Origin of the sequence: Streptomyces graminofaciens (assembly GCF_030294945.1) — a bacterium.
Classification (GTDB): domain Bacteria; phylum Actinomycetota; class Actinomycetes; order Streptomycetales; family Streptomycetaceae; genus Streptomyces; species Streptomyces graminofaciens.
The window spans coordinates 2,898,808-2,918,221 of sequence record NZ_AP018448.1 but is presented as its reverse complement, the minus strand read 5'-3'; the positions used below and the strand labels follow the sequence as shown (position 1 = coordinate 2,918,221).

The following is a 19,414-nucleotide window of genomic DNA, read 5'->3' as shown; positions in this document are numbered from 1 at the left end:
ACTGAGGGCATGACGGACCGGAAGGACTCCCGGACGTGACCACCGAATTCACCACCCGCCTCACCGAGGCGGTCGTCGACAGCTTCGACGGCACGTCCGACGCCCGGCTGCGCGAGCTGCTCGCCTCCCTCACCCGGCATCTGCATGCCTTCGTCCGGGACACCGAGCCGACGATGGCCGAGTGGGAGCGGGCGATCTACTTCCTGACGGCGACCGGGCGGGCCTGCACGGACACCCGGCAGGAGTTCGTCCTCCTGTCGGACGTGCTCGGTGTCTCGATGCTCGTGGAGACGATCAACAGCGACCGGGGCACGGCGGACGAGGTGACGGAGTCGACCGTGCTCGGTCCGTTCCACATGACCGAGTCACCGGTCCGCGCGCTCGGCGCCAACATCGACCTGGTCGGCGACGGCGAGCCGTGCGTGGTCAGCGGGCGTGTGCTGTCCCGGGACGGCACCCCGCTGCCCGGCGCGGCCCTCGACGTCTGGCAGGCGAACCCCGAGGGGTTCTACGACGTGCAGCAGCCGGACATCCAGCCCGCGGGCAACGGCCGGGGGCTGTTCACGGCGGACGGCGAGGGCCGCTTCTGGTTCCGTACGTGTGTGCCGAGCCCGTACCCGATCCCCACGGACGGGCCGGTGGGCGACCTGCTCGAGGCCACGGGCCGACACCCCTACCGCCCGGCCCACATCCACTTCATCGCCTCAGCCGAGGGGCACACGCCGGTCACCACGCACATCTTCGTGGCGGGCAGCGACCATCTCGACTCCGACGCGGTGTTCGCCGTCAAGGAGAGCCTCGTCAAGAACTTCGCCGTCACCGACGACCCGTCCCTGGCGGCGGAGTTCGACATCACGAACCCGTTCCGGCACGCGCGCTTCGACCTCGTGCTCGACCTCGACGCGGAGCAGCCGTGAGAGAGTTCGTCCACGAGACACGCCCCATGCGGGTCGTCATGCGCCCCGGCGCCTCGACCACCGCCATCGCGGGCGAGGCCGAACTGCTGGGCCTGCGGCGGGTGCTGGTTGTCTGCGGGCCGCGCGGCGCCGAGACCGGCCGAGCCGTCGCGGACGCCCTGGGCGACGTGTGCGCCGGGCTGCACGCCGAGGCCCGCCAACATGTGCCCGCCGAGGTCGCCGACCGGGCGGTGGAGGTGGTGCGCGCGGTGGGCGCCGACGGATGCGTGGCCGTCGGCGGCGGCTCCGCGATCGGCCTCGGCAAGATCATCGCGCGGCGAACCGGCCTGCCGCTGGTCGCGGTGCCGTCGACGTACTCCGGCTCCGAGATGACCCCCGTCTGGGGCCTCACCGAGCACGGCGCCAAGCGCACCGGCCGCGATCCGGCCGTCCTCCCGCGCAGCGTCGTCTACGACCCCGAGCTGACCCTCTCGCTCCCGGTCGCTCTGTCCGTGACCAGCGGCGTCAACGCGATCGCCCACGCGGCCGAGGCCCTCTACGCGCCGGACGCCACACCACTGGTGTCGCTGATGGCCGAGGAGGGCGTCCGGGCCATGGCGGGCGCCCTGCCCGCGCTCGCGGCCGACCCCGGGGACCTGGACGCCCGAGGCCGCGCCCTCTACGGCGCCTGGCTCTGCGGCACCACGCTCGGCGCGACCACCATGGGCCTGCACCACAAGCTGTGCCATGTCCTCGGCGGCACCTTCGGTCTGCCGCACGCCGAGACCCACACGGTCGTCCTGCCGTACGTCCTCGCCCACAACGCCCCCGCCGCGCCCGAGGCCCTCGCCGCACTGGGCCGCGCCCTGGACACCGACGACGCCCCGCGCGCCCTCCGGGAACTCGCCGGCCGGCTCGGCGCTCCCCGCTCGCTCGCCGAACTCGGCCTGGGCGAGGCCGATTTGGCGGTGGCGGCGGACGCGGCGACCGGGCAGCCGTACGCCAATCCCCGGCAGGTCGACGCGGCGGGCGTCCTGGGCGTGCTGAGGGCGGCGTACGCGGGTGACTGGCCACCGCCGACGCCCTGACCTCTCTCCCGGGACCGGGTCAACCGCTCCTTGTCGGCAGGGAGTTCAAGACCGATCGACAGAAAACTGGAAGGTGAACACCATGCCCCTCGGACTGCTCCGGCGGCGATTCAGGACTGCCTCCGGAGGTGCCGCGGGCCTCGCGTTCCCGGTGCCGGACGGCGCCGGTGTCGTCGTCCGGGAGGTGCTGGACCCCGTGAACCAGCCCATGGGCTCGGCCGATGTGACGGTGACGGAACTGCGCAGCCATCGGGTCGCGGCACGCGGCACCACGGACCCGTACGGCTACTTCACGGCCGTGCTGCCGCCGGGCACCTACAGCGTGCTGATCATGGCCGAGGGGCTGGAGCCGCACCGCGAGACCGTCGAGGTCGTCGCGGACGGCGCACTGGCTCCGGAGCGTGTCTGGCTCCAGTCGGCCCGCGCCATGGAACTTCCCGTCGCCGGGACCTGGCTCTTCGACCCGCCGCACACCGCCATCCGATTCATCGCCAAGCACGTCGGCATGGCCCATGTGCACGGCCGCTTCGAGAGCTTCCAGGGCGGCCTGCAGGTCGCCCCGGACATGTCCCAGTCCCGGGTCCATGTGCGCATCGACGCGTCCAGCATCAACACGGGCAACAACACCCGCGACACCCACCTGCGGTCCGCCGACTTCCTCGACGTCGAACGCTTCCCGTACATCGAGTTCACCAGCCAGCGCTTCGCGTACCGGGGCGGCAGCAAGTGGACGCTGCTCGGCAGTCTGACCATGCACGGGGTGAGCCGGTCGGTGTCGCTGGACACGACGTACCTGGGCACGGTCAACGGCGGCTACGGCGAGGAACTGCGCTGCGCGGCCCTGGCCAAGGCCGAGCTGCACCGCGAGGACTACACGCTCAACTGGCGGTCCATGCTGGCCCGCGGTATCGCGGTGGTCGGCCCGACGGTCCAGTTGGAGCTGGACGTACAGGCCATGTACCGCACACACGACACGCCGACTCCGCCGGAGTAGACGGCCGGCCTTTCGGTAGGAGACGGGAGGGCCCGGCGGTGTTCGCCGGGCCCCCGCTCATGTGCTGTCTATTCGCCCGACGGCGCGGTCAGAGTCACGCCGAGACCCACCGGCGTACCGAAGTTCGGTGTGCCGTCGGCGTTCCACGTGAACTTCTGTGCCCTGGTGGACCGGTTCATGTCGCAGCCGCCGCTCGCGGAGCTGTTGGCGTGGTAGACCATCCAGTCCTCGGTCCCGTCCGGCGACTTGAAGAAGCCGTTGTGGCCCGGGCCGTACACCCCGTTGGCGTTGGACCGCTGGAAGACCGGGTTCGGGGACTTCACCCAGGAGGCGGAGTTGAGCGGGTCGCCGCCGTTGTAGGTGAGCATGCCCAGCTTGTAGTCGGGCGTGGAGCAGTGGCTCGCGGAGTAGATGATGAACGTCCTGCCGTTCCGCTGAAGGACTTCGGCGCCCTCGTTCACCGCGCCGCCGACGGTCTCCCAGCTGTAGGTGGGCGTGGACAGGGTCCGGCGGGTGCCGCTCGCGGTCCACGGGTTCGACAGCGGCCGGATGAACATGGGCTGCGAGCCGTTGTAGAACGTGCCCAACAGATAAAGCTTGCCGTCCAGTTGGAGGATGCTCGGGTCCAGCTCCCAGGTGTTGTCCTGGGTCGGGTCGAGCAGATCGGCCTTGAAGCCGTAGGGGCCCATCGGGTCGAGTCCGGCGCTCTCCAGGACGTGGATCCGCTGGGTGCCCAGGTCGTACGGCTCCCGGCCGGCCGTGTAGTAGAAGTACCACCGCTTGCCGTTCGGGCCGTCCAGCAGATGGAACTCCGGGGCCCACATCGTGCCCGCCCCGTTAGGCCTGGTCAGATTGAAGATCACCTGGTCGGTGGCGGTGGCGAGCCCGGCCAGCGTGCTCGCCTTGCGCATGGTGACCGTCGAGTTCCAGGTCGTCGTGGCGAGGTAGTAGAAGCCGTCGTAGTACGTGAGCCAGGGGTCGGGGCCGCGCTGGGAGAGCGGGTTGGTGAACGTCTTCGGGGCGGTGCCGCCACCGCTGAAGCCGGGCAGCCTCCACACCCTGCCGTTGGCACTAGCGCACGGCAGCTGCACCAGGTTGGTGTTCGAGGCAGAGGAGCCGCCACTCGGCGCGACGCACTTGCCGGAGCCGACGGACACCAGGTTGAAGGTCTTGTCGGTCCCGGACACCGACACCGGGACGAGCCGCCACTGCTGGTTCGTACCGCTGTGGCAGGGCCACTGGATGACCGCCGCGTTGTCCGCCGTGGACGCGCCGTAGACGTCGACGCACTGGCCGGACTGGGTGGTGATCGTGTACGTGTCGGTCGTCCCCGCGACCAGGGTGTAGCCGAAGCTCTGGTTCGCGGCGCCGGAGGAGCAGGTGAAGGCGCGGAGCTGGGTGCCGTTGGTGGTCGAACTTCCGGGGAGGTCGAGGCAGTTGCCTCCGTTCTGGTTGACCCCCGTCGAATTGAACGCGACGGCGGCGGACGCGGTGGGCGGCGCCACCAGGAAGGCGACCGCCAGGGTGAGCGCGGCGAGGAGCGCGGACAGATATCTGGAACGGGTCACGGGCCGTACACCTTTGCTTCGAGAAGGCCGACGGAATTGGTGCCGTTGCTCGTGAGCAGCACCCGTAGTCGTGTGGTGCTCGTCGCGTCGAACGTGACGGAGTTGTACTGGTTCTTGGCGAGCGTGTACGAACCGGCGCCCGGGACATCCACGTAGGCGCTGCCGTTCCAGTACTGCAGCTTCCACGAGGCGGGCATGTCGATGCCCTGGTCGTCGTCGAAGAAGTACACCTCGGCCTTGTTGAGCGTCCTCGCGGTCGGCCACGTCAGTTCGGCCCACTGCTGCCCGGTCTCCGGCCAGGTGCCCCAGCGGGGGTTCACGCTGTCGTTGGACGACGGCGGATCGATACCGTCGTTGACCGCGGTGACGGTCTCCCAGGAGGAGGTGTGCGACGCGGACGCCGTCGCCGAACCCGCCTGGTTGGCCGGTGGCTGGGTCCCGCCCCGGTTGTACACCTTGACCTCGGTGAGCCCCGTCTTCGCGCCGGAGGCGTTGGTGGCCAGCACCCGGATGCGCTGGGCACTGATCGACGGGAACCGCACCAGGTTGTAGTTGGCGCGTGGAGCCGCCGGACTCCTGGTCTGGCTCGGCACGTCCACCCACGAACTGCCGTTGTACGACTGGATGGTGTACGCGGACGGCGCCCGGTAGGTGGTGCTCGCCGGCCGGCTGTCCTTGAAGTGGAGGCGCACCTCGTTGAGCGTGCGGGTGGTGCCGAAGTTCAGCTCGTACCAGTCCTGGCTGTTGGCGGAGCCGCCGGCGCCCCAGAAGGGTTCGTTGGTGGGGTAGCCGTCGATCGCGCCCGCGGTGTTGCTGCCGGAACCGGTGTGGGAGGCGGAGACCGTCGCTCCGGAGGCGAGGTTGGTGAGGTCGGCGGTCAGGTCGACACCGGCCTTGGCGAGCATGTCGACCATCTGGGGGCTGTCCTGCACGACCTGGTTGGGGGCCTTGAGCCCGGTGACGGCCGTGTGATGGGTGACCGTGCCGTTGGTGGTCACCTCACCCGTGGCCGGGTCCCAGGTGAACGGCACCAGCGAGCTGACGGTCGCCGCCCGGCTGCCGTTGACGTAGATCGAGTAGCCCTCGGGGACCCCGGGGTAGCGCACCACGCCGTCGGCCGGGTCGTCCCAGACGATCGACAGATCGGCGTTGCGGTAGCGCAGGTTGTTGACGGTGAAGTGGCTCCAGCCGATGTCGATCGGGGAGAGCTCCACCTTCGCGTCGTTGCGCGGCCGCAGCCCGGCCACGTCCTCGATCACCGTCCAGTTGCTGCTGCCCAGGATGTTGTGGTGGATCCAGGAGCGGTAGTCGATGCCGCTGCCGTTCCAGTCCGCCCAGAACTCGTTCGCGTCCGGCCACTGGGTGTTGCCGCCGACGTACTGCGCCCAGGTGTTCCAGTACAGGAGCTTCTTGTAGTCGGTCGCGTTCATCCACGAGTTGGGGTAGTTGCGCAGCACCGACGAGTACAGCCGGAACTGCACGGTCGAGTTGATCGTGGAGAAGTTGTTCGAGCCAGGCTCTCCGGCGTCGGCCGCCGCCTTCTTGTCGACCTGGTTGGCCGTGTAGAAGGGGAAGATCGGGTACTGGGCGGGGTCGTCGTACAGGCGCAGGGCCTGCCGGTACGTGGAGGTGTTCGGGACGGCTCCGACCGAGAACGGGTAATAGTTGTTGATCTCCTTCCAGGGCACCCACTCGTTGGTCGACTTCAGCCGGTGCTCGAACAACTGCCGGCTGGGGTTCCACAGCACGTTGACGATCGCGTCCTTGATCTGGGTCGCGAGTGTGCGCATCTCCGTGGCCTTGGCCGTGTTGCCGGTCGCCTCATAGGCCTGCGCGGCGGCCAGCGCGCCGCTGTACTGGTAGGCGGACTCGGCGCGGTCCATGTTGCCGGGCTTCCAGTGGAAGGAGACGGCGTCGGCGTCGTTGCCGGTCAGGGCGCCCCAGTCGTACTCGATGAGCTTGTTGTTGTCGTGGTCGTAGTAGGCGAGCTGGCCCTTGACGTCGCCCTCGGCGTAACGCGCGAGGTTCCCGGCGATCCCGGGCTGGCCGCCGTGGATCTGGTAGCTCTTCCACGCCGCCTCGGCGATGTACTGGGTGTAGCTGTTGGACCAGTTCTCCGGATCACCCGGGTTGTCGAGGAACCGGCCGCCCTTGGAGGTCTGGCCGACGCTCAGCCAGTCGCCGTACGCGTAGGCCGGATTGCGCAGGTACTTGAGGTCGTCGATGTGCATCGGCTGGGTCAGCGCGATCGCGTTGTTGTAGCCGAGAACGCCCTCGGTCGACGTCGGGAACTGGAACGTCTGCCCGGGCATGTCCGCGTCGAGGCTGTTGAAGCGCATCAGCCACCAGCGGTAGTAGATGTTCTTCTTGATCGCGGGCTCGGGCACGTCGATGTACGGCACGTTCTGCGCCCACCACCGGTTGTACGCCCTGACGTGCGTGGCGAAGGCCGTGGCGTTGGAGTAGCCCGCGTACGCGTTGTACTCCGTGAGGGACTCGGGGATCTCGTCGGTGACGAAGCCCATCACCACCTTGGCCGTTACCGTCGCCCCGGCCGCGATCGTCACCGAGCGGTTGAGACCGCCGCTGGAGACGCTGAAACCGTCCCCGGTGAGGCGCGGGCGGAGCGTGGTCAGGTTGTTGTACGCGTTGACCTGGCCCGTCAGCTCGCTGCCGCTGCCCGAGGTCGCGTACGGCGAGGTCGCCCGCAACTGGAGTGTCGTGGAGCCGCTGCCGTTGTTCTTGATGGACAGGTTCGTCACGGCCACGTTGTTGTCGGTGATGAACTTGGTCTGCGTGACCGTGACCGAGCCGCTGGTGTGCACGCTCTTCCAGTGGCTGGGCGCCTGCCAGCGCTGCGAGACCTGCTCGGTGAAGGTGCCCGGGCTGATCGCGACGGAGTAGGCGTTCTGGTTGTTGATGCCCTCCCAGTAGGCGACGTTGCCGCCGAAACCGAGCACCGCCGGGTTGTGGGTCTTCATGAACAGGGCCCGCCCCCGGCTCATCAGCCAGGGGCCGGCCGGGTCGTCTCCGGAGCGGGACAGCAGCCGGTCCATCCAGAAGTCGGTGCCCGAACTCTCCGAGTCGTAGATGGACTTCATCATGTCGCCGGTCGTGTACGCGACCGGCGCGGCCGGGACCGCCGGCCCGCTGAAGGTGGGGAAACCGATGGTCTGCGCGGCGGCGGCCGGGGTCGTGGTGAGAACGACGGAACCGAGGATGAGCAGTAGGGCGACGAGGAGGGATCTCGTGCGCCCGCTTCGTGGCGACAAGGCCAAGGCGTGCGGTCTTCTCATCGGCTGCTCCCTGTCCAGTTGAGACGACGAGCGTTCACGGTCCGAGGAGTGCGGAAAACGACCTAAAAGGTTTTCGCAAGGTAGGAGCGGGCTGATGCAGTGTCAAGAGAGGTGGCTGAGGCCCGAGTTCGCCGGGCGTGTGGTTCAGGACAGAGGGGTGGTTCAGGACGGTGGGGCGCGGGACGGCGGGGCAGGACGGCGGGCCACGGGAGGACGGCGGGGCACGGGACAGCGGGGCAGGACGGCAGGGCAGGACAGGAATGCGGCTCAAGGCACAGTGGTGCGGTTCAGGACAGCCGTGGGGCTCAAGGCGCAGTGGTGCGGGTTGAGGACAGCGGTGCGGCTCAAGGACGTGGTGCGGCTCAAGGACGTGGCGCGGGTTCAGGACAGCGGTGCGGCTCAAGGACATGGTGCGGGTTCAGGACAGTGGTGCCGTCGAGCCCCGGATGACCACCCGGCAGGGCAGCGTCTCGATCCCCGAGCGCCGCACCCCGCCGATCGCGGTGAACAAGGCGTGCGCGGCGGCGCGGCCGACCTGCTCCAGGTTCATGTCGACGCTGGTCAGCGGCGGCCGGGAGCCGGCGGTCAGGACCTGCCAGTCGTCGAAGCCCATGACCGACACGTCCTCCGGCACCCGCTGCCCGCGCTCACGCAGCACATCCATGACACCGCGCGCGATCTGGTCGTTGCCGCACAGCACACCGTCGACCTGCGGATACTGGTCGAGCAGCAGCGCGGTCGCGGCCCGCCCCCAACCCTCCGACCACGCCCCGAACCGGGGTTCACCGACCAGGGCGAGCCCCGCGTCGGCGAGCGCGGACTTGACGCCTCGGGCCCGCTCCTGCGCCGCGAGATATCCAGGGTCGCCGGTGATGTGCGCGATCCGCGTACGGCCGCAGGCCAGCAGGTGCTCGACCGCGATCCGGCCCGCGTCGACGCTGTCCGGGACGATGGACAGGTCCGCCGGATCGTCGGAGGGCGCGTACGCGTAGACCACGGGAACCGGCAGCTCACGGCCGAGAGACGGGCGGGGATCGGTGCGGCTGCCCACCACGATCAGGCCGTCCACCCGGCGCCCGAGCAGCGCGCGGACGTGGTGCTGCTCGCGGATCGCGTCACCGCGCGCGTCGCACAGGAACACCGCGACCTCGCCCGCCCCGAAGGCGTCCTCGGCGCCCATGAGTATCGGGATGCTGAACCGGCCCTCCAGGTCGCTGGTGAGCAGTCCGACCGTGCCCGACTTCCCGACGAGGAGACCGCGGGCCAGCTGGTTGGGCCGGAACGACAGCCGCTCGGCCGCCTCGATCACCCGCTCCCGGGTCTCGGCACGTACCTGGCTGCGGCCGTTGAGCGCCTTGGACGCCGTCGCGATGGACACGCCCGCCAGCCGGGCGACATCGCTGAGTGTGGCCGGATGCGAACGAGAGGGGCCGGCGGCCTTGGGCATGGAGGGTCTCCTGTCTCGCGTCGCGTGCGTAAACCGTACGCGAGATGTTTCGGCGCAGGGGCGCGCGGCGGGTTTCCACAGGTTTCGGTAGCCGTTCTGAAGCCCTTCCATGCAAGGGGATTGACGAGCCATCAGTCGGGTCCTAGCTTTCAGAAAGCCTTTTCGGTTCGTTTCCGCCCCACAGCACAGCTCGTCGTAGAAGCTCGTCGTAGAGGGGGATCGTCATGGGGAGCACCGCCGGACCACGTGAACGCATACGCCGACTCACCACCGGCACCATCGCCCTCCTCGCCGCCGCGACCCTGGTCACGGCGTGCGGCTCGGGGGGCGGCGGCTCGGGCGACGGGAGCGCGGGCGGTACGGCGGACGCGAAGGGTGTCGACGACGGCACCGAGTTGACGATGTGGACGCGGGCGGCGACCAGGCCGCAGAGCGAGGCCCTGGTGAAGGCGTACAACGCGAGCCACAAGAACAAGGTCGAACTCACCGTCGTCCCCACCGACGACTACCAGGCCAAGGTCGGCGCGGCCGCCGGATCCCGCGACCTTCCCGACCTGTTCGCCTCCGATGTGGTGTACGTGCCGAACTACACCTCCAGCGGCCTCTTCGCCGACCTCACCGCGCGCATCGACGCCCTGCCCTTCGCCGAGAGCCTGGCCCAGTCGCACATCAAGGCCGGCACGTTCGACGGCAAGAAGTACGTCGTGCCGCACACCCTCGACCTGTCGGTGCTCTTCTACAACAAGGACCTCTACCGCAAGGCGAAGCTCGACCCCGAGAAGCCGCCCACCACGCTCACCGAGTGGGACGAACAGGCCCGGGCGGTGGACGCGCTGGGCGGGGGCGTCGACGGCACGTTCTTCGGCGGCAACTGCGGCGGCTGCGGCGTGTTCACCTGGTGGCCCTCCATCTGGGCCGGCGGCGAGGAGGTCCTCGACAAGGACGGCACCGAGGCGAAGCTCGATTCCGCCACCGCGCGGAAGGTCTACGACACCTACCGGGGCTGGGTCGAGGACGACATCGTCGCCCCGGGCGCCAAGGACGAGACGGGCACGACCTGGACCGGGGTGTTCCCCAAGGGCAAGGTCGGCGTCATGCCCATGCCGTCGACCACGCTGGGGCTGATGCCGAAGGACCTCGACCTGGGGGTCGCGCCCATCCCCGGGCCCGACGGCGGCAAGTCCAGCTTCGTCGGCGGCGACGCCATCGGTGTCGCCGCCACCAGCAAGTCGACCGACCAGGCCTGGAACTTCCTCGCCTGGACCCTGGGCGAGAAGGCACAGGTCGACGTCGTCGCCGCGCACAAGGACGTGGTCGCGCGCACCGACCTCGCGTCCAACAAGCACTCCGACGCGGACCCGCGCCTGGTCACCATCAACCAGCTCGTGGCGGACGGCCGCACCCCGTACGCGCTGAAGTTCGGCCAGACCTTCAACGACCCCAATGGACCCTGGCTGACCCTGATGCGCGATGCCGTCTTCGGCGACGGGGCGTCGGTGGCGAAGGACAACGAGGCGGTCAGCGCGTCACTGGCCGACTGAGCGGCCGGGGACGGCGGTGATGTGCCGCGGCGCGGCCACGGCCGGCCGTTTCGACGGCGGGTCGCGTCTGGCAGTGGCCATCGGTTCGGGGTGGGGTGCCCGCGCGGCAGTGGCTGTCGGTTCGGTGGTGGGGCCCGTACGGCAGTCGCCATCGGGTCGGGGCGGGGTGCCCGCGCGGCAACGGCTATCGGTTCGGTGGTGGGGCGCCCGTACGGCAGTGGTTCGCAGTTCGGTAGCGGGGGCGCCGGTACGGCAGCGGTTCGGCAGCGGACAGCGGACAGCGGACATCGGACAGCGGGCCGCGGCTTCACAGCGGCTCGCGATGCGGCGCAGGGCAGCGGCTGCACAGCGGGTCGCGGCACCCTGCGAGGTCACACGGCAACGGCAGAGGAGAGCCATGCAGGTGAAGGCGCCCGACCGAGCGGCCGCCGAGCACCGGGCACCGCCGGAACACGCGGCCCGACGAGCCCTTACCACCACGCCCGGATGGCGGCGGGCATGGCGGTCCCGCAGGCTCCAAGGACTCGGCTACGCCGCCCCCACCGCCGTGTTCGTCGCCGTCTTCTTCCTGTTGCCCCTGCTCCTCGTCGGACAGATGTCGCTCAGCGACTGGCCGCTGCTCGCAGGGGACCGGGGCGCCAACGCCCCCGAGAACTACACCGACGTCACCGGCAGCCCCCTGTTCTGGCCCGCCGTCCGCTTCACCCTCCTCTACACGGTGATCGTCACGGTCGTCCTCCTCGGCCTCGCGCTCCTGCTCGCCCTGCTCGTGCAGGAGTCCCGCCCCGGCGCCGGTTTCTTCCGTACGGTGTACTTCCTGCCCGGCGCCCTCGGTCTCGCCTCCGCGTCCCTGCTGTTCTGGGGGTTGTACAGCCCCACCACCGGCCCGCTCGGCGACATCTTGGAGAACCTCGCTCTCGTGGACGAACCGGTGTCCTTCCTCGGCACACCGACCTCCGCGCTGCTGTCGACGGTGTTCCTCGTCGTCTGGAAGTTCGCGGGCTTCTACATGCTGATCCTGCTGGTGGGCCTTCAACGCATCCCCCACGAGGTCTACGAGGCGGCTCGGATGGACGGCGCGAGCCGCGCCCAGATCTTCCGCAGCATCACGCTCCCGCTGCTCCGCCCGTCCCTCGCGCTTTCTCTCCTCCTCTGCGTCACCGGATCGCTGCTCGCGTTCGACCAGTTCTTCGTCCTCACCAAGGGCGGACCGGACAACAGCACGGTCACCGTCGTGCAGTTGGTCTACCGGGAGGCGTTCCAGCGGCTCGATCTCGGCACGGCGGCGGCCCTCTCGATCATCGTGCTGGCCGCGCTGCTCCTGCTCAACGTCCTGCAGTTCCGCGGTCTGCGCCGCGCCGACGAGTCATGACACGGCCCACGTCACATGGCACGGCCCACGTCATGAGAAGGGATCCCACGGTGCTCACCCGCGCCCTCGGCCGGACGCCGTACTACGTCGTCGCCGGAGGACTGGCCGTCATCTTCCTCTTCCCGCTGCTGTGGAACGCCTGGGCCTCGGTCAGCCCCCAGCCCGGCACCGCACAGGACTCCGGCCACGGCCTAGGCAACTACCGCACCCTGCTGGAGTACGACGCCGGCCTGTTGCAGTACCTCCTCAACAGCACGGTCGTCTCGGCCCTCACGGTCGCGCTCACCCTCGGTGTCTCGCTGCTCGGCGGCTACGCCTTCGCCCGCTTCGAATTCCCCGGCAAGAACCTGCTGTTCCTGCTGACGCTGGCCATCCTCATGGTCCCGTACGCCACGCTCCTCATCCCGCTCTACGTGCTGCTCGGGAGACTCCAGCTGCAGAACTCCCTTCTCGGGCTCAGCCTCGTCCTCGCCATGTTCCAACTGCCGTTCGCCACCTTCATGATGCGGATCTCCTTCGAGGCGGTGCCACGCGAACTGGAGGAGTCGGCGCTCGTCGACGGCTGCGGCACGGCGGGCGCGCTGCGCCGGGTCCTCCTCCCGGCGGTACGACCGGGGCTGATCACCGTGGGGCTCTTCGCGTTCCTCGCCGCATGGAACGACTTCATCACGCCGCTGATCCTCATCGCCGACAGCGAGAAGGCGCCTCTCCCGCTGGCCGTGGCGAATCTGCGCCAGCAGAGCATGGGCGCCGTCGACTACGGCGCCACCGAGGCCGGTGTGGTCGTCCTCGCCGTGCCCTGCCTCCTCCTCTTCCTGCTGCTGCAACGGCACTACGTACGGGGCTTCATGTCGGGAGCGCTCAAGGGCTGAGGCGCCGGACGACCTGAACGGACAACCGACCCGAGTGGACCACCGAAAGGACGAACCGAAGGCATGAACTGGTGAGGAAGAACACCGAGCGGTCGACCGTCCTGCCCGTGGCGCCGACCCGGGGCCGGTTGCGCCCACTCGGCCTCGACGAGGTCAGGATCACCGGCGGCTTCTGGGCCCGGCGCCGCCAGGTCAACGCGACCGCCACACTCGACCACTGCCGCGACTGGATGGAACGGGTCGGCTGGATCGGCAACTTCCGGGCCGCCGTCGAGGGCCGGATCCAACGGGACCGGCGTGGCCGCGAGTTCGCCGACTCCGACGTCTACAAGCTCCTCGAAGCGATGGCCTGGGCGGCGGCCGGGCACGGCCCGGACTCATCGCTCGACGCCGAGATCGCCGTTCTCACCGACACCATCGCCCCCGCTCAGGAAGCGGACGGCTACCTCAACACCGCCTTCGGGCGCCCCGGCCAGCAGGCCCGCTACAGCGACCTCGAATGGGGCCACGAGCTGTACTGCTACGGGCATCTGATCCAGGCGGGCGTCGCCCAGACGCGCGCCCGGGGCGAGGGCGAACTGGCGAAGGTCGCCCGACGCGCCGCCGACCATGTGTGCGTCGCCTTCGGCCCGGCCGGCATCGAGGGCGTCTGCGGCCACCCGGAGATCGAGACGGCCCTGGTCGAACTGGCCCGGGCGACAGGGGAGCAGCGCTACCTCGACCAGGCCGCCCTCTTCGTCGAACGCCGGGGCCACGGCACCCTCACCGACCCCGAGTTCGGCCGCGCCTACTACCAGGACGACATGCCGGTCCGCGAGGCCACCGTGCTGCGCGGACACGCCGTCCGTGCCCTCTACCTCGCGGCCGGCGCCGTCGACGTGGCCGTGGAGACCAGGGACGAGAACCTGCTTGCCGCCGTCGTCCGCCAGTGGGAGGCCACGGTCGCCCGCCGCACCTACGTCACCGGTGGCATGGGCTCGCACCACCGCGACGAGTCCTTCGGCGACGACTTCGTCCTCCCGCCCGACCGCGCCTACTCGGAGACCTGCGCCGGTGTCGCCTCCGTGATGCTCAGCTGGCGGCTGCTTCTCGCCACCGGAGAACCACGCTACGCCGACCTCGCCGAGCGCACCCTCTTCAACGTCGTCGCGACCTCCCCCGCCGAGGACGGCCAGTCCTTCTTCTACGCCAACACCCTGCACCGGCGCCGCCGGGGCACGGTCCCCGCCCCGGACGCCGAGAGCCCGCGCGCCGAGTCCAGCCTGCGCGCCCCCTGGTTCGCCGTGTCCTGCTGCCCGACCAACGTGGCCCGCACCCTGGCACTGCTGCCGGCCTACCTGGCCACGGCGGACGACCAGGGCCTCCAACTGCACCAGTACGCCGACGCCGAGATCACCACCTCGCTCACGGGCGGAGACACGGTGGCGCTGACGGTCCGTACCGGCTACCCCTCCGACGGGACCGTGAGCGTACGGATCGACCGTTCCCCGGAACGCCGCCCCTGGACCCTGTCGTTGCGCGTCCCCGCCTGGGCGGCGGGCGCCACCGCGTGGCTGGTCGACCCGGACGGGGTACGCCGTGCCGTCGCCCCGGGCACGGCCGCGGTCACCCGCCGCTTCCGGCCCGGCGACGAGATCCGGCTCGAACTGCCCGTGACACCACGCTGGATCACACCGGACCCGCGCATCGACGCGGTCCGAGGCACGGCGGCCGTCCAGCGCGGACCCCTGGTGTACTGCGCCGAGTCGGTGGACCTGCCGAAGGGCCGCGAGGTCGACGCCGTCCGGGTGGACCCGTCGGTCGAGCCACGGGACGCGCCGTATGCACCGCAGGACGGAATCGGGGTGGAGAACGCCGTTCTTGTCGCCGGAGGTCCGGTCGTTCATCGCGAGGCGGGCGACGCGCCTTGGCCGTACGAGTCGATCGCCCATTCCGCTTCCGCCGGGACGGACACGGGTGAGAGCACCGGCATCGTCCTCGTGCCCTACCACTCCTGGGCGAACCGAGGGCCCTCGACCATGCGGGTGTGGCTGCCGACGGCAAAGTCGTTCACCGATGACGAGGCGGGGCGATAGCCGTGCGTGGACCCCGAAGACGGCACCGGCGCAGCAGACCCCTGGCCGGAGCGCTCGCTCTCGGACTGCTGGCCTCGCTCGCGGCCCTCACTCCTGCCGCGGCGGACAACTCGGACATCGGCTACCCCGTCTATTCCGGTTCCGAGAACCCCGTTCCGGAGTTACCGGCGGGCTTCACCACCCGCCGCACCCTGCGCGCCCAGTACGAGGCCGACCGGAGAGCCGGGAACGGCACCGACTTCTGGATGGACCGGATGCTGGCCCGCAAGGGCGAGGACCCGGCGGGCGACTGGCTGTTCACGCGGGGCCGGGCAGTGTTCATGAAGGAACACGATCCCGAGCGACTCGGCTTCGCAGGCAAGGTCGCGTACTGGGAGAGCATCGACAACCGGTCCGCGTACACGGTGAATCTGACCGTGGACGGCGAGAACGTCACTCTCCGCGAGAACACCGCCGCCAGGGCCCAGACCCCGAGCCACTGGCGCAGCGAGTTCACCCACGAGGCCACCGGGCTGAAGGTGACCCAGACCAAGTTCATCACCGACGGCGACGTGGCGGTGACGAACCTGGCTCTCACCAACACCGGCTCCGCACGCCACGAGGTCACCTTGCGTGCCTCCTCCCCGTACGCCACGACCGCCGAGGGCCGTGAACTCACCGGCGCGATGGCCGCGAAGAACAACCTCACCACCGTCTTCCCCCGGTTCAGCGGAGACGGCATGACCCCCGCGTCCGACGGCGAGACCCTGACCCGCACGGTCGCGGTCCCGGCGGGCGGCACCCGCACCGCCAAGGTCCAACTCGGGTTCGTCACCGAGGAGACAGGCCGCTCACGGCCCGAGTACGACGCCGTGCGTGCCGCGACCCCGGCCGCCGCGTTCCGGCGCCATGTGCGGACGTACAACCGCTGGTGGGCCGAGAACCTGCCATACATCGACATCCCCGACGACAACATCGAGAAGACGCTGTACTACCGCTGGTGGCTGCTGCGTTACAACTACCTGGACGCCGACATCCCGGGCAACGACTACCAGTTCCCCACCTCCATGGAGGGCGTGCTCGGCTACAACAACGCGATCGCGCTGACCGTCGGGATGTTCGTCGACGACCTCAAGTACCTGCGTGACCCCAGCTATTCGTACGGCCCCTGGGTTTCGGCCGGTGAGGTGTCGAAGAACGGCAAGTACACCGACAACCCGGGCGACCCGGAGAACTGGTCCAACAGCTACACCCAGTACATCTCCGAGGCCGCCTGGCGCTCGTACCAGGTGCACGGCGGGCCCGAGGGTATCCCGCGCAACCTCGCGCGCTACGCGGAGAAGGACGTTCTCGGCCAGCTGGAGAACTACGACCACGACGGCAACGGCTTGATCGAGTACGACTGGGGTGCCATGACCGGCAACGACGCCGACGCGGTGTCGTTCCACTGGAAGCCGGGGAACCTGGACCGCACCGAGTCGGCTTACGTCTACAGCAACGCCACGGCGGCGGCCCGCGCGTACGACCTGCTCGGTGAGAGCGGCAAGGCCGACGAGATGCGTGGTATCGCGAAACGGGTGAAGAACGCCGTTCTCGAACACCTCTGGGACCCCGAGGACAAGCTTCTCAAGCACCGGCACGTGGCCACCGACACCCTGGTGCCCTGGAAGGAGATCAACAACTACTACCCGTACAGCGTGGGCATGATGCCGACGCCGGACGAGGACCCGCAGTACCTCGAAGCTCTGCGGCTGTGGGCGGACGACAAGCAGTACCCGGTCTTCCCGTTCTTCACCGCCAACCAGGCGGACAAGGCGGAGGCGGCGGAGCAGGGGCACCCGGGCAGCAACAACTTCTCCGTCATCAACTCCACGGTGACCTTCCGCTTCCTCTCCTCGGTGCTGCGGAAGTACCCGAACAAGTACATCGACAGCACCTGGTACAAGAAGCTGCTGTCGTGGAACGCCTGGGCCCACTACGTCGACGGCGACAACCAGTGGCCCGACCAGAACGAGTTCTGGGCCGACGGCAGCGCCGACCCGCAGAAGGTCGGCTACCGCTCCTGGATCCACCACACCATCCTCGGCACCACCAACTGGACGGTGATCGAGGACGCGATGGGCTTCCGGCCGCGTGACGACCGGAAGATCGAACTATGGCCGATCGACATCGACTGGCCCCACTTCGCCGTCACCGACATCAACTACCGGGGCACGGACGTGGCCGTGCTCTGGGACGAACCGGGCGACGGAAAACGGCCATACGGCCGCCAGGTGCCCGAGGGGTACTCCGTCTACCTCGACGGAAAGCTCGCTCTCACCGCCGACCGCCTCACCCACCTCGTCTACGACCCCGTCACCCGCAAGGTGACCTTCCCGGACGGCGGAGACGCCACAGCGCGAACCACCGGGCTGCGAACGGCTGTTGCCGCGCCCCAGAACGTCACGTACGGCCGCGAGGACCGCGTCACCGATCTCTTCGCCAAAGCAGGGCGCGACCTGACCCGTCCCGCACGCGAGAACCTCGTTTCCGGTGCCACGGCACGCGCCTCCCACGAGGCCCAGGGCCGGGGAGTCGCCGGTGCCGTCGACGGGTTCACGATCAACGAGCCCTTCTGGGGCGCCCGGGGCTCGGGCGACGCCGAGGACTGGTACGAGATCGACTTCGGTCGCCGGCACAAGGTCGACGACGTGCGGCTCTACTTCTACAGCGACAAACGGCCCGGCGGATACGCGGAACCCGCCCTCTATACCGTGCAGTACCAGGACGCCGGTGGGCAGTGGAAGGACGTGGCAGGACCGGTCAAGTCACCGGTCCATCCCCGGGCCAACCTCAACCAGGTGCGCTTCCGTGAGGTGAACACCGGGAAGCTGCGGGTGCTGCTGCGCCACCGTGACGGTCACACCAGCGGTCTGAAGGAGGTCCAGGCCTTCGCCACCGGCGACCGGCCGCCGACGGCGCGCAACCAGCCTCCGTATGTGGAGGCATGGCGGGACACCACCTACAACCGCCCCGGCCAGATCAGGCTCACGGGCATCGTCGAGGACGACGCTCTCCCGGAGCGGAAACTCACGGCGTCCTGGAAGGTGGTGGACGCCCCCGAGAACGGCACTCTCCTCTTCGACGACCCGAGCGCCCCGACCACCATCGCCCGCTTCACCAAGGCAGGGATCTACACCCTGCAACTGACGGCTGACGACGGCACGTCGCAGTCCGCCAAGAAGGTCGTCGTCAAGGTGGAGGGACGCGAGGACGGGCAGGTGAACGTGGCGCCGTCCGCGACGCCCACCGCCTCCTATACCTCCGGCTGGGAGTCGGTCGCCGCGATCAACGACGGCCGTGAACCGGCCTCCTCCGGTGACGCCCCGCGCTGGGGCACCTGGCCCCAGAAGGGCACCCAGTGGGTCCAGTACACCTGGGACGACCCGGTCCGGGTCGACGGCTCCGACATGTACTTCTTTCGTGACGCACCAGCGGGCGCGGCCGACGGCGTCGGAGTCCCCGCCTCCTGGGTCATCGAGTACCGCGACGGCGACACCTGGCGCGAGGTCGCCTCACCCAGCGGTTACGGCACCGACGAGGACCGGTACAACCGCACCACCTTCACCCCTGTCACCACCACAGCCCTGCGGGCCAGGCTGACCGGACACGCGAACCTCGCTCTCGGCGTGCAGGAGTGGAAGGTCTACGCCGAGCCCCCGGAGTCCGTCCGTGAGACCCACATCCCCACCCTGCGCGGCAAGATCCCCGAACTGCCCGCCGACGTGACACTCGTCTACGCCGACGGCTCGACCGCGCGCTCGCCCGTCGCCTGGCCCGCCCTCACCGAGGAGCAGGTCGCCGAGGGCGGCACCAGCGTACGGATCACCGGAATCGCCGACCGCACCGCGCGGCCCGTCACCGCGACCGTATGGGTACGGCAGACCGACGCGGTCGAGATCACCAGCCTCGCCGAGGAACGCCTCACCACCCGGGCCGGACGGGCACCCGCACTCCCCGCGACCGTCGTCGCCACCTACAACGACGGCTCCAAGGACAGCGGGCTCCGCGTGACCTGGGACCCGGTGGACCCCGACCAGTACGCCGGCCCGGGGACCTTCGAAGTGAGGGGAACCGTGACGGGCACCTCCCACCGCGCCACGGCGACTGTCACGGTGACCGCCGCTCCCACATGACGCCCCCGCGTCAGCCGCTTCACCACCCCCACCTGAGAGCGCGCTTCTCACGCAGGGCACCGCCCCGCTCCACCGCCCACGCCCGCCGACGACTCACGAACGGAGTCCGAG

11 protein-coding genes are annotated in these 19,414 nt (G+C 69.6%); 8 read left to right on the top strand and 3 right to left on the bottom strand.

Annotated features, from left to right (window positions below; genetic code table 11):
* Positions 1–35 precede the first annotated feature (35 nt).
* The 3 genes from SGFS_RS12605 (at position 36) to SGFS_RS12595 (ending at position 2,978) form a co-directional block, all read left to right on the top strand.
* The gene (locus SGFS_RS12605) at positions 36–917 is read left to right on the top strand and encodes a dioxygenase family protein (protein WP_286250004.1); all 882 of its coding nucleotides are present in this window, start codon (positions 36–38) and stop codon (positions 915–917) included.
* Between the two features lie 26 nt (positions 918–943).
* Positions 944–1,984 (top strand): maleylacetate reductase, encoded by a 1,041-nt coding sequence (locus SGFS_RS12600; protein WP_286259899.1) that lies wholly within the window; start codon positions 944–946, stop codon positions 1,982–1,984.
* 82 nt (positions 1,985–2,066) lie between these two features.
* Positions 2,067–2,978 carry a YceI family protein gene (locus SGFS_RS12595; protein ID WP_286250003.1) on the top strand — a complete coding sequence of 304 codons (912 nt, stop codon included), beginning with the start codon at positions 2,067–2,069 and terminating at the stop codon, positions 2,976–2,978.
* 68 nt (positions 2,979–3,046) lie between these two features.
* Here SGFS_RS12595 and SGFS_RS12590 read toward each other — a convergent pair whose 3' ends face one another.
* The 3 genes from SGFS_RS12590 to SGFS_RS12580 form a co-directional block, all read right to left on the bottom strand.
* The gene (locus tag SGFS_RS12590; RefSeq protein WP_286250002.1) at positions 3,047–4,546 is read right to left on the bottom strand and encodes a family 43 glycosylhydrolase; all 1,500 of its coding nucleotides are present in this window, start codon (positions 4,544–4,546) and stop codon (positions 3,047–3,049) included.
* Complete coding sequence (locus SGFS_RS12585; protein WP_286250000.1) at positions 4,543–7,842, bottom strand: discoidin domain-containing protein; 3,300 nt, start codon at positions 7,840–7,842, stop codon at positions 4,543–4,545. Before SGFS_RS12585 ends, SGFS_RS12590 begins: the two co-directional genes overlap by 4 nt.
* 418 nt (positions 7,843–8,260) lie before the next feature.
* Positions 8,261–9,289 carry a LacI family DNA-binding transcriptional regulator gene (locus SGFS_RS12580; protein ID WP_286249998.1) on the bottom strand — a complete coding sequence of 343 codons (1,029 nt, stop codon included), beginning with the start codon at positions 9,287–9,289 and terminating at the stop codon, positions 8,261–8,263.
* A gap of 224 nt (positions 9,290–9,513) precedes the next feature.
* Here SGFS_RS12580 and SGFS_RS12575 point away from each other — a divergent pair, with 224 nt between their 5' ends.
* From SGFS_RS12575 to SGFS_RS12555, 5 genes are all read left to right on the top strand, one after another.
* Positions 9,514–10,830: an ABC transporter substrate-binding protein gene (locus SGFS_RS12575; RefSeq protein WP_286249997.1), complete on the top strand. Its 1,317-nt coding sequence runs from the start codon at positions 9,514–9,516 to the stop codon at positions 10,828–10,830.
* A 397-nt stretch (positions 10,831–11,227) separates the two neighbouring features.
* Positions 11,228–12,202 carry a carbohydrate ABC transporter permease gene (locus SGFS_RS12570; protein WP_286249996.1) on the top strand — a complete coding sequence of 325 codons (975 nt, stop codon included), beginning with the start codon at positions 11,228–11,230 and terminating at the stop codon, positions 12,200–12,202.
* A gap of 50 nt (positions 12,203–12,252) precedes the next feature.
* Positions 12,253–13,074: a carbohydrate ABC transporter permease gene (locus tag SGFS_RS12565; protein WP_350284086.1), complete on the top strand. Its 822-nt coding sequence runs from the start codon at positions 12,253–12,255 to the stop codon at positions 13,072–13,074.
* A gap of 71 nt (positions 13,075–13,145) precedes the next feature.
* Positions 13,146–15,149, top strand: coding sequence for a glycoside hydrolase family 127 protein (locus SGFS_RS12560; RefSeq protein ID WP_286249993.1), 2,004 nt, complete (start codon positions 13,146–13,148; stop codon positions 15,147–15,149).
* Positions 15,150–15,151: 2 nt separating this feature from the next.
* The gene (locus SGFS_RS12555) at positions 15,152–19,303 is read left to right on the top strand and encodes an Ig-like domain-containing protein (protein ID WP_286249991.1); all 4,152 of its coding nucleotides are present in this window, start codon (positions 15,152–15,154) and stop codon (positions 19,301–19,303) included.
* The last annotated feature ends 111 nt before the right edge of the window (positions 19,304–19,414 follow it).